Source organism: Singulisphaera acidiphila DSM 18658, from assembly GCF_000242455.2.
GTDB classification, from domain to species: Bacteria; Planctomycetota; Planctomycetia; order Isosphaerales; family Isosphaeraceae; genus Singulisphaera; species Singulisphaera acidiphila.
Genome location: NC_019892.1, coordinates 6,082,377 through 6,095,014 on the forward strand (window position 1 = coordinate 6,082,377; position 12,638 = coordinate 6,095,014).

12 protein-coding genes are annotated in these 12,638 nt (G+C 61.6%); 8 read left to right on the top strand and 4 right to left on the bottom strand.

The window, feature by feature from the left end; genetic code table 11:
* Window positions 1–53: 53 nt before the first annotated feature.
* The 3 genes from SINAC_RS23955 to SINAC_RS23965 all read right to left on the bottom strand — a co-directional run bounded on the left by SINAC_RS23955 (window position 54) and on the right by SINAC_RS23965 (window position 3,269).
* Window positions 54–2,168 carry a carbon starvation CstA family protein gene (locus SINAC_RS23955; protein ID WP_015248146.1) on the bottom strand — a complete coding sequence of 705 codons (2,115 nt, stop codon included), beginning with the start codon at window positions 2,166–2,168 and terminating at the stop codon, window positions 54–56.
* A 397-nt stretch (window positions 2,169–2,565) separates the two neighbouring features.
* Window positions 2,566–2,919: a hypothetical protein gene (locus SINAC_RS23960; RefSeq protein WP_015248147.1), complete on the bottom strand. Its 354-nt coding sequence runs from the start codon at window positions 2,917–2,919 to the stop codon at window positions 2,566–2,568.
* On the bottom strand, window positions 2,916–3,269 hold the full coding sequence (locus tag SINAC_RS23965; protein ID WP_015248148.1) for a translation initiation factor: 354 nt from the start codon (window positions 3,267–3,269) through the stop codon (window positions 2,916–2,918). The genes SINAC_RS23960 and SINAC_RS23965 overlap by 4 nt, the downstream gene beginning before the upstream one ends.
* Window positions 3,270–3,812: 543 nt before the next feature.
* Between SINAC_RS23965 and SINAC_RS23970 the strand changes: the two genes are divergently transcribed.
* Both SINAC_RS23970 and SINAC_RS23975 read left to right on the top strand, forming a co-directional pair.
* Window positions 3,813–4,280 (top strand): hypothetical protein, encoded by a 468-nt coding sequence (locus SINAC_RS23970; protein WP_015248149.1) that lies wholly within the window; start codon window positions 3,813–3,815, stop codon window positions 4,278–4,280.
* 113 nt (window positions 4,281–4,393) lie between these two features.
* Entirely contained in the window at window positions 4,394–5,410 is a 1,017-nt protein-coding gene (locus SINAC_RS23975; protein WP_015248150.1) for a DUF1559 domain-containing protein, read from the top strand.
* A gap of 521 nt (window positions 5,411–5,931) precedes the next feature.
* Here the strand turns inward: SINAC_RS23975 and SINAC_RS41675 are convergent.
* On the bottom strand, window positions 5,932–6,477 hold the full coding sequence (locus SINAC_RS41675; protein ID WP_315850087.1) for a DUF6444 domain-containing protein: 546 nt from the start codon (window positions 6,475–6,477) through the stop codon (window positions 5,932–5,934).
* 124 nt (window positions 6,478–6,601) lie between these two features.
* Between SINAC_RS41675 and SINAC_RS23985 the strand changes: the two genes are divergently transcribed.
* The 6 genes from SINAC_RS23985 to SINAC_RS24010 all read left to right on the top strand — a co-directional run bounded on the left by SINAC_RS23985 (window position 6,602) and on the right by SINAC_RS24010 (window position 12,402).
* The gene (locus SINAC_RS23985; protein ID WP_015248151.1) at window positions 6,602–7,333 is read left to right on the top strand and encodes a DUF1573 domain-containing protein; all 732 of its coding nucleotides are present in this window, start codon (window positions 6,602–6,604) and stop codon (window positions 7,331–7,333) included.
* Between the two features lie 97 nt (window positions 7,334–7,430).
* Window positions 7,431–7,802, top strand: a complete 372-nt coding sequence (locus tag SINAC_RS23990) for a hypothetical protein (protein WP_015248152.1) — start codon at window positions 7,431–7,433, stop codon at window positions 7,800–7,802.
* A 166-nt stretch (window positions 7,803–7,968) separates the two neighbouring features.
* Window positions 7,969–9,033: a hypothetical protein gene (locus SINAC_RS23995; RefSeq protein WP_015248153.1), complete on the top strand. Its 1,065-nt coding sequence runs from the start codon at window positions 7,969–7,971 to the stop codon at window positions 9,031–9,033.
* Window positions 9,034–9,103: 70 nt separating this feature from the next.
* Window positions 9,104–10,201, top strand: a complete 1,098-nt coding sequence (locus SINAC_RS24000; protein ID WP_015248154.1) for an OpgC family protein — start codon at window positions 9,104–9,106, stop codon at window positions 10,199–10,201.
* A gap of 47 nt (window positions 10,202–10,248) precedes the next feature.
* Window positions 10,249–10,476 carry an ADP-ribosylglycohydrolase family protein gene (locus tag SINAC_RS24005; protein ID WP_020466702.1) on the top strand — a complete coding sequence of 76 codons (228 nt, stop codon included), beginning with the start codon at window positions 10,249–10,251 and terminating at the stop codon, window positions 10,474–10,476.
* A 456-nt stretch (window positions 10,477–10,932) separates the two neighbouring features.
* Window positions 10,933–12,402 carry an IS701 family transposase gene (locus SINAC_RS24010; protein WP_015248155.1) on the top strand — a complete coding sequence of 490 codons (1,470 nt, stop codon included), beginning with the start codon at window positions 10,933–10,935 and terminating at the stop codon, window positions 12,400–12,402.
* The last annotated feature ends 236 nt before the right edge of the window (window positions 12,403–12,638 follow it).

The following is a 12,638-nucleotide window of genomic DNA, read 5'->3' on the forward strand; positions in this document are numbered from 1 at the left end:
CTGAGCCGAGCGAAAACCTTTCCAGGTGAGTGACCTGTAGCCTTGAGTTCGCGTTAGACTCCCGCCTCAACTTCGGCTTCTACGGGCTTTGCGCCCGAGACACACCTCATAATCGCCGAGATGAGAATGACGGAAACGCAGGCCAGCAGCATCAGCGTCAGGCCGATGTTGAGCCAGCCTCGGAGCACGGCGCCCGACTGGATCATCTTGGTGAACTTGCCTGTGATCTCGTAGTAACCCGCGGATGTCGTGGTGGTGGCCACGAACAGAAGCGGGAGCAAGGTCACCGGGACGTAGCGGCTTCGGCCCGAGTTGACGAGCACCGTCGTGGCGATCGCCAGGGCAATGACCGCCAGGAGCTGGTTCGCCATGCCGAACATCGGCCAGATCGTCTCGACCGAGCCCGACCAGATGAAGTAGCCCCAGCCGAAGACGACCAGAGAGGTCGCCAGCAACGAGGCGGGGAGCCAGTCAAGATCCCCCAGCGGCTTCCAGATCTTGCCCAGGAACTCTTGCACCATGAAGCGGCCGATCCGGGTCCCCGTGTCGATCGTCGTCAGGATGAAGAGAGCCTCGAACATGATCGCGAAGTGATACCAGTACTTGATCAGCCAGTCCATCTTCGGAATCGCCCGCGAGAAGATCCGGGCCATGCCGACGGCCAGGGTCACAGCGCCGCCCGTCCGTCCGTGGAGCGACTCCTGCACGTTCTTTTCCATCGCGACGAGCTCACTCGAGTCACCGCCATGGCCGTCGTGGTCGGCCTCCATTGCTTTGAGTTGTTGCGCAAACTGGGGACGTTTGGCGAGGTCGATGTTGATGTCGTAGTACATCGAGTTTGGCAGGGCCGCTGCGGCGATCAGGGCGACGATGCCGACGAGCCCTTCCATGAGCATGGCGCCGTAGCCGATCATCCGGATATCGGATTCCCGGTCGACCATCTTGGGCGTGGTGCCTGAGGAGACGAGGGCATGGAAGCCCGAGATGGCGCCACACATGATGCAGATAAAGACGTACGGAAAGATCGGCCCATCAAAATAGGGGCCGCCGCCGTTCTGGAAGTGGGCGTTGACCATCGGCGCTTCCAGCGTCGGGTTGGCGACGATGACGCCGATCACCAGCAAGCCGATGGTGCCGATCTTCAAGAAGCTCGAAAGATAGTCGCGCGGGCAGAGCAGGAGCCAGACAGGCAAGACCGAGGCGATGAACCCATACGCGGCGATTGCCCCGATGGTCTGGTTGCGCGACAGCTCAAAGAAAGGCCGGAGATTCGACTCGGGGATCCAGGCCCCGGCCACGGTGGCGGCCAGAACGGCAATCGCGCCCACGATCGAGGCCTCGACGACCTTGCCCTTCCGGAATTTGTACATATACCAGCCGACGAACAGGGCGATCGGAATCGTGCAGGCGATCGTGAACGTTCCCCAGGAACTGCCCGGGACGAGTCGTTTGGTGTCCTTGGGTAAGACGAAACCGTCTCCCTTGGGATTGACCATGAGCCAGGTCCCGGAGGGAACCGCGAGTCGGAACGGCTCTTGGAACGTCATCTCCTCATCGGCCGTCTCGCCGAACCGGTAGGTGGATCCCGGGGGTACGGGGTAGATGGTCGGCTGTCCTGGCTTGATTTCCTTGACGAACGCTGTGTCGGCGGGGTAGACCAGTTTGGTGCCGGCCTTCATGGGCACCTCTTCGCCGCCGAGGGCCTTGACCACGACGATCCCGAGACCGGCCAGGGCAATGATGATGATATAGAGAATCGCGATCGTGGTGGCCGCACCGGCGACCGGGCCAATCTCCGCTCGCGCGATGCCGGCCAGGCTCTGGCCGCCACGGCGAACGGACGCGGCCAGTACCATCATGTCCTGCACCGCCCCCGCCAGGCAGACGCCGACGATCAACCAGATCAGGCCCGGCAAGTAGCCGAACTGGATCGCCAGGACCGGCCCAATCAGCGGACCTGCTCCCGAGATGGCCGCGAAGTGGTGGCCGAAGAGGACCCAGCGATTGGTCGGATGGAAGTTCTGGCCGTCGTAGTGAAGATGTGCGGGGGTCGTCCGCGAGTCGTCGAGCGCTGCGACCCGCGCTGCCAGGAAGGCGCTGTAATAGCGGTAGGCCACGGCCAAGATGGCCAGGACGCCCAGCATCACCGGCATCGCATGAACGGTCATCGCGGGTCCGATCTCCGAGGTTTCGAGAATCCGGCAGAAGGCACGATTGCAAAAAAAAGGGGGGAGGACCGACGAGGCGGTAGGATCAGGGCGGCCCTTGGTCCATTAAAGCCTTCCCCCGGCCAATTGGCAACTTCGGGATAACAACACCCGCCGGTTCGATGGGAACCCAATGAACCAGAAACGAGCGGAAGGCCCGCTGCCTCCACCAAGAATCGGCTCCCCCCGCGATCTGCCCTTCTGGACCTGTCCCCCAGGTTCCTCTCCCCTCCTGGGATCGTGGGAGACCCGCCCGCAATTCATTCAATCCATTCCATTCAAGAGTGCGCCCAGGAAACGCGATCCAGTGGTGCGCGTTATCGTCCGGGTGGCCAGCCCCCTCAGAGGGGGCAATCCGTTAAGCAGGGGGCCACGAGCCGGAGAGTCGCCGCCCCAGGACGATCGCTCCAATCAGGCAAGGGATTAGCCCGACGGTCGTCATGACGGTTCCCGGATCGAAGGCGGCACCCAGGAGTAACCGGCCCGTCGTGGCGGAAAGAAAGACCGCGGCCAGCGCCGAGAAGCCGGCCAACATGAGCGCGGTCGCAGCCCGATCGCTCGGCCACGCGGAGGCGACGACCAGGAGCAGACTGACGACGATGTCGGAGACGAGGAAGGCGTGGACGAATCTGCCCTTGTGTGCGTTCCACCCTTGCCAGCCGAGAACAGCCAAGCCCAAAGTGAGCGCCATCCACCGCGCCAGGCGAATCATCCGCGTCTCGTCCTGTAGCCGATCGCTTTCAGAGCGTTCTCGATGGTCGTGACGTGGTCCCCTTGGATTTCGATCAGGCCGTCCTTAACCGTCCCTCCCGAACCACATTTCTCCTTCAGTTTCGCGGCGAGTGCGGGAAGATCATTCCCATCGGCGGAGAGCTGGGACACGACCGTGACGACCTTCCCTTTCACGCGTTTCTCCAGGCGGACCCGAGCAGTCTGCTTTTCCGGAGCGATCCGGACCGGCTCGATCGTGGGAGGTGGGCACTCGCACTCCGATTCCAACCGCCCGCAGCGCTCGCAGGTGGGAGGGCGATCGAAGGGGGTCCCGGCGAACAGGCGTTGCATCTTGGGTCGCTCCTGGTCGTTGTCAGCGGACTGATGGGGCGATCTTAACAAATCCGATCAGAGCCGTCCGCATGTCCGGCTTGGTTCTTGTTCTCGCATCAGTTGGAATTGTCTGTGTATTTCTGCGAATAGCACACACTCGAGGTCAGGGGCATAGAGTCATGCCTCCTCGTGGTCGATGGTGGTGGACGTGCTCCCGGCCACGGGGAGGTCGACTTTATTCTCGGATGCAAAACAGGGGATCATTCACGATGTGTCAGCAGCCAGTGATTGAGCGATGAATGATGGCAGCTGATATCTGGGAAACCAAGCAGTTTGTTTGCAATTGATGACACTTTTTTGTGTCGTCACGATAATTTACGCCGAATCAGTTCGTTGATTAAATAAGATGGCAAGTCGACTTGACTCTTTTCCGACTGATGATAATGGATTATAAGAAATTGCTGCTTCTCCCAACCCGATCAGGGATCGCGGACATTCAATCACGAAGCGTCGATTGCGCAAGCGACGCTCCCCACCCCGGCTCTCGAGGTCCTGTCAGTGATGCTGAACCACGCACGGACTGAGTCGATCGCCTTCGCTGCTTTCGCCACACTCTTGGTGTTCACAAACTTGGTGGGTTGTGGAAGTGCTGACAGCCTGCCGCGAGAATCGGTCTCGGGATCAATTGCTGTCGAGGGCAAACCTCTCGCCACGGGGTTGATCACGTTTCTCCCTTCCGATCCTGATGTCCCGACCCAAGGGGGTGGGGCGATCATCAACGGTAAATACTCGATTCCGCGAGATCAGGGCTTGGTTCCTGGCAAGTACAAGATTGTGGTCAGTTCCACGGACAATAAGCCGGAAACGGTTGTTGACAAGACCAACAACATGCCCGGCATGCCTCCGATCCTGGCGAAGGAGGCGATCCCGTCGCAGTACAATCAGAAATCACTCCTGACGGCCGAAGTGACGGCCGGCGGTAAGAACGTCTTCGAGTTCAACTTGACGAACGCACCCGTAGGGAAATGACCATGAACCCACGTTCGTGGCGATCCGATTCGGCCTCGGTTTCACCGTTATGATTGCTGGATATGTTGTTCAGTTTCGGACTCCTCTTCCAGATCCCCGTAGGAGGGTCGATTATGAGGAAACAGCGTTTCGGTTTTACTCTCATTGAATTGCTTGTCGTGATCGCGATTATCGCTGTGTTGATCGCCCTGCTGCTCCCGGCCGTGCAAGCGGCTCGCGAGGCGGCGCGCCGCTCGCAGTGTGTCAACAACCTGAAGCAGTTGGGGTTGGCGATGCACAACTATGAGAGCGTCAACAGTTCACTGCCGCCCGGCCAAAAGTCGTGCTGCTGGGGAACCTGGCTCGTCTTCCTACTGCCTCAGATTGAACAGCAGGCGCTCTTCAATGCCTGGAACTTCGGCGGCGATCTCGTCTACCTTAATGGCCAATACGACGCACCCCTGCGTTACGGCGGAGTGGCCAACGGCACGGTAACGGCATCGCGGGTCAACGCCTACATGTGCCCCAGTGATGGCACCGCCACCAGTTTGTCGGGCATCGGACCGACCGTGGGAAGCGTCACGTACAAGGTCACGTCACAGAACTATGTCGTCAACTACGGCAACCTGCACACGGCGCAGCCGGCCTCCTTTGACTTCGGCGGGACCACGTTTACGTTTGGTGGTGCACCATTCACGGACATGAACACGCCCGCCACTGGGATGGGTGGTCAGAAGGTGGTGGGTTTCTCCGGGATCTCCGATGGTCTGAGCAATACCGTGCTCGTGTCGGAGATCGTTGTCGGAACGGGGACGGGAGGGCAGTACGGTGCTCCCTTCGATCTCCGAGGCTTCTCGTGGTGGGGCAGCGCCGCGAGTTTCACGAGTTGGCTGGCCCCCAACTCCTCGCTGCCCGACGTGACCGAGAGCCGGGACTATTGCGTATACCCCTACCAGATGAATCCCCCCTGTGTTGAGCCGACCGCCACACTGCCCAGGCTCAACGGAGTCCGCAGCCGGCATTCGGGTGGAGTCAACGCCACGATGGGCGACGGCTCGGTCCGATTCTTCAAGAACTCGATCAGCCTACCCGTCTGGCGGGCCCTCTCGACAACCAGGGGCACAGAGGTTCTCAGTTCCGACTCCTACTGAGAAGAGAGCCTGTGAGAGGTCCACTCTACAGGACACCTCTCACAGGCTCTTTGAGCGGCTTGCTTTCGTTCGGAGGGATTGGCCGAGCAAGGAATCCGGAGGATGCAAGAGGCGAGGACGAATTCCCGCCCTTCGATTGATCGGCCGGCTTTTGCAAACTGTATCCAAAAACGAATGCGGGCCACGGAGGTTTTCACCAACCGTGGCCCGCATTCGTTTTTTCGGTTGAGGTTGCAACCTGTGTTTACTTGAGGGGCAGCATCTCCCAGCCACAATCAGAGAAGAATCGAGCGATGGGTCGCTTGCTGTGCCGACCAACGCCTTGAAGTAGGCTGTGGCTGCATTGGATCCTGGGGCCCAAGCCGTTGGCCGTCTCGGGAACAGGAGCAGCGGTGGTTCGGGACTGGTAGAGGGGACAGGCGAGCGAGTGACGGCGATGGTGCGTGGCCCGTCGTAACTTCTCAGGAAGTTCAATTGCTTGATCGACGATCGGATTGGGATCATTCGCGGTCAGTGTGGCGCTACAGCGTCCGCAGTGTGACGGCTTGTGATCGATGGTGGGCCGGGGGAGAGGGGGGCAGAATCACACGTTCATGTTTGGAGTGCCCGGTCTGGCCGTCGCGGGGCAGCGGTCTGGGCGGTCGAGGAACGCCTCGCTTGTGCCGGGGCCCATCGGAGGATGGAGGACGGGAGGAGTTGGACGAATTCTGCTTGAGCTTGGCTTCGAGTTGAGCCACCTGTTCCGTCAAGACCCCGATGCGGGCCGAGAGTTGTGTGGCAAATGCCTTGAACTGGCGCAGGTAGACCTGAGCCGCTATCGGAAGCGTGGCGAAAAATTCGTCAGAGAGTGGTGGAGGCATTGTCATGAAAATGATACTACCATGCCTTAGACAATCGCGCAAGGCCGTGAACGGTTGCTTTTTTTCTCCCATTTCACTCTGGGCTCTTGACGCAGCGGCAGAGCGACGTCTAGGATGTGGCACGTCAATTCGACCTATGATGTAAAAATGCACGTGCGGTGGCTGTCGGCAAAGACTCCGTGGCGAACCTGGTCGACGCAGACTCATCGTCCGAAGACAGGACCCTCTCGTTCGCGGCGCTCGGCGGGCTTCTCCGAAAAATCACACTCCAACCTGGCGGGACCACCCGGCGGCTTGTGATAAGCCAATACCTTGATAATAGGGTGAGTTGATGGGAATCCGGAGAATAGTCCTTACTCTCCTCGCGGGGCTCATCTCTACGGCAAGCTTTCACCTCGCGTTGCGGCAGCGCCCCAGCCCCGCCCCCCTCATCCTGAGCCCGGTCACGCATGATTGCGGGACGGTCGAGGGTTCCAGGACCCTGGAGTTCCGGGCGTACCTTAAGAACACGACGCCGTCTCCGATCTACGTCAATCAGGTTCTTACCGGCTGCGACTGCACCACCTCCGAGATGCGAGGGGCTGAGGTCTCGCCGTTCGGCTCCGTTTCGTTCCCCCTGAAATGGCGTCTGAATGGCAGACGTGGGTCCACCTCCACCAGCGCGTCTGTGGAGTACCGGGTCAGCCCCGACTCGCCGTTCGTCGTCACGACGCCGTTGACGTTGACGTGTCATGTCGTCGAGGAATACACCGTCTCCCCGAGTCATTTGGTGTTCTCCTCTGACGACGAGCGGACGCGCCTCGAGTTCCACACGAACCCCGGGCGGCCCTTGGTCCGTATCAATCGCCTGGAATCGACGCACCCGGCCATCCAAGCCGTGCTCGAACCGTCTCCGACGGATTCAGGGCGGCAGGTTGTCCTCGTTTCCTTGTCGTCACGTCAGTGGGGCCCCGTCGAGGGTAAGGACGCGGCGTTGATTATCCACACGACGTGCGAACACCAGCCGACGTTTGAGGTCCCCGTTCGCGTGGCGGCGGATGCCAGACCAGTGAAATCGGGATAAGAGTCATCAAGATCAGATTCAGTTGCTTGGTGTGCTGACGGCATGTGTTTGTCAGCGGTGGTGTCCTTCCCCGGGTTCCGAACGATGGAGAACCGCCATGATGCGTCTCACGAAGAGCCGGCTGTTGGTCGCGTGTGTTGTTTGTGCGGGTCCGTTGCTCGTGCTAACGGTCGCTCTCGGGGCACCGTGCCCCGACAACGGTCCGGTCAATTCCCTCTGTCCCGGCGTTACGTCGTCGGGTTGCAACGGGACCGCAGCCAACTGTAGCAGTGACAATAAGGAAGTCATCGCGGAAGGGAACTTCGCCTGCGGTAAGAATAAGGGGCAGAAGAACTGCCGGACTGGGACCATGCAGGCGCTCTGCTACACCAAGTGGAAGTGCAAATGGGTCGTCCTGACGGGTTGTGTGCAGGACGACAACACCAAAGACGAGCACAACGCCGCGACCATGACGTCGGATGGTTGCTGAACTCACGTCGGCCCTCGCGTGTCTGCTGGCGTTGTGTCGACGACGGCCCGGCGGGCGCGTGTCACGGGGGCAATGTGCCGCCGGGCTCAGGCGAGTTCGTGCGGGATGCGGCTTGTCGAGGGCGGAGCGCCCTCGACAGGCGTCTTTTTCGGGAGAGGGCGGCGCTATGAGGGTCCTGACGAGCCTCCTGATTGCCTGCGGTGCGGTCGCCGCGCCGGGTGTCGACGACGCATCGCACCACGGCGAGATCCGCGCGATCGAGCAGAGGGTTTTAGAGCATCGGACCCGCATCAAGTCCGGCATCTTCACGGTTCAGTGGACCCACAAGAGTCTGAGTCAAGGGGTCTTGGAGTCCCAGGTCAATCGGTCGGTGCGGATCTGGGTCGATGGGGATTCGATTCGCGGTGACTTCGCCAGGGTCTACCCACAGGACTCTCCGCGGGCGGGCGAGACCTTCCGCGAGACGATCTCCGTCCACAGCGGTGTGCTGCGGCATTATTCCGACCAGCAGTTCCCCGGCGGGGGCCGGTTGGCGACCGAAATCCTCCCGCTCAACGGCACCCACGCGCGGACCTACACGGTCCCCGACCCGCGCCTGGTCGGGATGAGCCCCTCCTCCTTCCTCAACCTTATCCACGCTTCGTTACACCAGTGGGTTGGGAAGGCCTCCTTCGCCAAGGACGCGGTGCTGAGCATCGAGGACTTCGCCGGCGAGCGGGCCCACCGGGTCTCCTTCACGCTCCCGGAGGGCGTCACCGCGTCTCTGTGGTTCTACGACGCCAAACTATCTGTGGCGTGCATCGACGTAAGCCAATTTCACATTCGTGAGCGAGTCGAATCCACCTATGACACGGTCGACGGCTACGGGTGGTTTCCGAGCAAGGCCGTCTACCGCAGGTGGGAGAGCAAGGATCTCGTCACCGAGGACGTGACCGACATAAAGGTCGAGCAGATCAATCAGCCGATCGACCCCGCCGTCTTCGACTTCCCCGGTATGGGCCTACCTGAGGGCACCGTGATCTCTGACCGGACGCGTGAGGGGAGCAAGGACCTGGTGCTGACCGCCACGGGCTTGAAAGAATGGAAGGACGACCTGCCGGAGCGCGGCCTGATGCCATCCGACGGCAGGTCGAGGGTCACCACACTGCTTGTCTTCAACGGGGTCATTTTCCTGGTGTTGGCTCTGTACTTTATCTTCGGCCGTGGGCGCCCTTCGGGCGGCCCGACTTAAACCGGTGTGGTCCGCCCGCGATGCCTTTGCCCCGCCGGGGGAGTGTCACCCTTGGGGGCCTCAAGGGGGTATGCCTACCGAGGACATGGACGGCCCGGGTCACCAGGAGGCCCGGCCGCGACGTGACCCACGGTTCGATGTTGGACGCGGTGCAGCGCTCTGGATTATTTTTAGTGATCATATCTCTGGGAATATCGTCAAGCAGTTCACGCCGGTCAGCCTTGGCTTCTCCGACATGGCGGAAGTGTTCGTCTTCCTCTCCGGCTATGTGGGTGGTGTCGCCTCCCGCGGGCGGATTCGGCGCGAGGGGACTTGGGGCGGGTTCCGGCGGGCCTTCATCCGGATGGGGCAGATTTACCTCGCGATGGTACTCACCCTCATCGTGCTCGATCTGACATCCGCTTGGCTGGGGGCTTGGTTCCCAAACTTGTTAGTCCGTGGCGCACACCGCGAGGCCGTTCCCGACAGCCTGGGTGCCTGGCTGCTCGATGTCGTCCTCCTCCGCGAACTCGCCAGCGAAGCGGCCGTCCTGACCCTCTACTTTTGGTTTAGCTTGCTCCTGCCCGCCGCCGTGTGGCTGGCGACGCGGAGGCCGGGATTGCTTGCACTCGCCTCGTTCGCGTTCTATGTTAGTGCCCAACTCTTCCCCGACTCTATGGCCCCGCCCGGCCTTTGGGGTGGCGCCTGGTATTTCAACCCGTTTGCCTGGCAGATGGTTTTCCTATCAGGCGTCCTGCTCAGTGTCTCCCGGGACCTGCGGGCCCGCCTCCCGCGCGGGCGGTCGGCCGTCGTCGCCTCGGTGCTTGTCCTGGAGGGTGCCTTCCTCGCGAGACTTTTCCTGAGCAAGGACTTCATACCCTTGACCGGCAAGGCCAACCTCGAAGCCCTCCGGGTCCTGCATTTCGGCGCCCTCTTGATCGTCGCTCGGGTCTTGATGAGGCCATCAACGCCCCTCTGGGAGTCTCGCTGGCTAAAGCCGCTGGTTCTCTGTGGTCGGAACTCTTTGATGGTTTTCTGCGTCGGAGTTATTCTGGCGGCGGTTGCGACGACGTTCCTGGATTCGGTCGGCTACGCGATGTTAGGGCAGGTCGTCGCCAATCTCTCGGGGTGGTTGTTGCTAACAACGACCGCTGCGTTATGGACCGTGGCGAAGCGTGTAATGAGGTGAACGGCAGGTGTCCGGGGGGCGAGTGTTGGCAGCTTAGAGACCTGGGTGTGAACGTCGGTAACGGGAACAGGATCACGTCGCCGGATACCGTCCCGTTTGCCCTCTGGTGTGCGGCCCGACACATCGCCGGTTTTGCCGAGGCCCTCTGGACGACCGTCTCTGCGGGTGGAGATAACGACACGAACTGTGCAATCGTCGGCGGCATCGTCATCTTGGCAAACGGCCTGGAGTCGATCCCGAAGTCATGGCTGGCTGCTCGGGAGCCTCTGGGATGAGAGTCCCTAACCTGAGTTGCTCGCCCTGAGAACGCCGTGGTTCGTCCCTGGGAGGGAGGCCCACTCCCATAACTCGCGGAACCCCTGGCAGGTATGTAGCGGTTCAGAACCGCGCCGTCTCCAATACCGCCATGATCTTGGTGTATTGGAGAACCGGAGGAAGTGATCGAGGATGTCCCTGAAGCCACATCGCAGAGCCGGGTCGCTTGTGCTGTCGGTACTCGGCGAACCTCGCCAACACCCGTCAACTTGGTACAAGAGATATCGATGAACCTGCTGACCCGTTTCCAGCGGACGAACGAGGGGAGCGGGCCACCGTATGATGGGCCGTTGACCGCCAGCTAGATGATAGCCACTAAGCTTGACTTTTGCCGTTTTGGGATACAAATGTGGCGAGCCTCCCTGGTGCAATGAGGGGTATGCACAGAGCCCTTCCTCGCACACAAGGAGGCCGCCATGACCAGTTTAACCGATCGGACTCGCACGCGACTCTCCGTGAAGCAACTCCGGTTGCGGTTGCGGACCAACCGGCAGCAACAGGCTCGCAAGGCGCGAGCCGCACGGCGAAGGCTCGAACGAATTCACGAGCAACTCCCCAAACAGGTCCGCACCGTCCTTGACCCCCTCGAACCCGTCTTTTCGCGGGCGGCCCATCGCCGGTTCATCCTCCTGGCCCTGGCCGCGATCCTGACTCTGGGCGGACGCACGATCAACAACCTGCTCCGTGTCCTGGGAACCCTGGCGCCCGGGCACCCCAGCAGCTATCACCGCGTCTTCTCGCGCGACCGATGGTCGCTCGCCGCCCTGGCGCGCCGCTACATCGCCACGGTCCTCGCCAGTTTCGTGCCGCACGGGCCGATCCTCCTGGCCGGTGACGACACGGTCACCGAGCATCCCGGCCCTCATGTCTACGGCAAGGGACGCCATCGCGACCCGGTCCGCTCGACTCACACCTACACCGCGTTCCGCTGGGGGCATAAGTGGGTCGTCTTGGCCCTGCTCGTCCCCGTCCCCTGGGCCACGCGACGCTGGGCCTTGCCGCTGTTGATCGCGCTGTATCGAACCAAGGAGGATAACGCGAAGAGCGGGCGACGGCACAAAACACCGCCCCAATTGCTCGGCCAATTGGTTCGTGTTTTGATGCGATGGTTCCCTGATCGGACCCTGGTCGTCACCGCCGACGGCGGCTATGCGACCCACGAGTTGGCGGAATTGGCCGCACGGACCCCGAAGCGGCTGACCCTCGTCAGCTTGTTTTACCCCGATGCCAACCTGGTCGAACCACCGCCGCAATACGCGGGCCTGGGACGTCCTCGGGTCAAGGGAGCGAAGTTGCCCGGCCCGGCGGAAGTCGTCAAGGGGAGCCAGCAACGACAGGCCCTGGAAGTCGCCTGGTACGGCGGCGGCCGACGCCGTGTCGAGACCGTGACGGGGACCGGACTCTGGTACAAGGGAGGACGTCCCCTGGTGAACGTGCGCTGGGTCTTCGTCCACGACCGGGACGGCACGCACCGGGATGGATATTTCTTCACGACCGACGCCGCGATGAGCGTCACGTCGCTGATCGAGACCTACACCGCGCAGTGGAACATCGAGACCACCTTCGAGGAAATCCGCTCTTACCTCCGCATGGAGACGACGCGCGGCTGGAGTCGAGACACGGTCCTGCGCGTGGGCCCCTGCCTGTTCGGGCTGTATACCCTGGTGACCTGGCTTTACTCTCGATTGCCGAGACGCGGGTCGCGGGTCGGCGGCGTGGACTGGCCGGGCAAACGTGATGTCACGTTCTCGGATGCGATCACGGCGGTCCGCCGCTGGTTGTGGCTGGAATGGGTTTTGGCGATCCCTGGTGATCGCGTGGTGTTCCAAAAGCTCACGCCCGGATTCCGGCAACTCCTGCTCAACGGCCTCGCCCCCGCGGCCTGACCCCCCGCCAAGCCGCTTGTTACGCTCAAAAGCCCGGTCCGAGACGCCGTCGCAAGGGGTCTCCTCGGATCAGGGTGCGCGCTGGCACGACAAGGTCGTCAAAACGGCAAAAGTCAAACTAAGGCCGATTGCGTTATCCCCTGCATAGATCGCTGTCTGATACTGGGGCCGGTTCTGGCCTGACGATTCGCATTGACAGTTTCTCGATATCGGCATAGGGTCCGAGATGGTTCCCT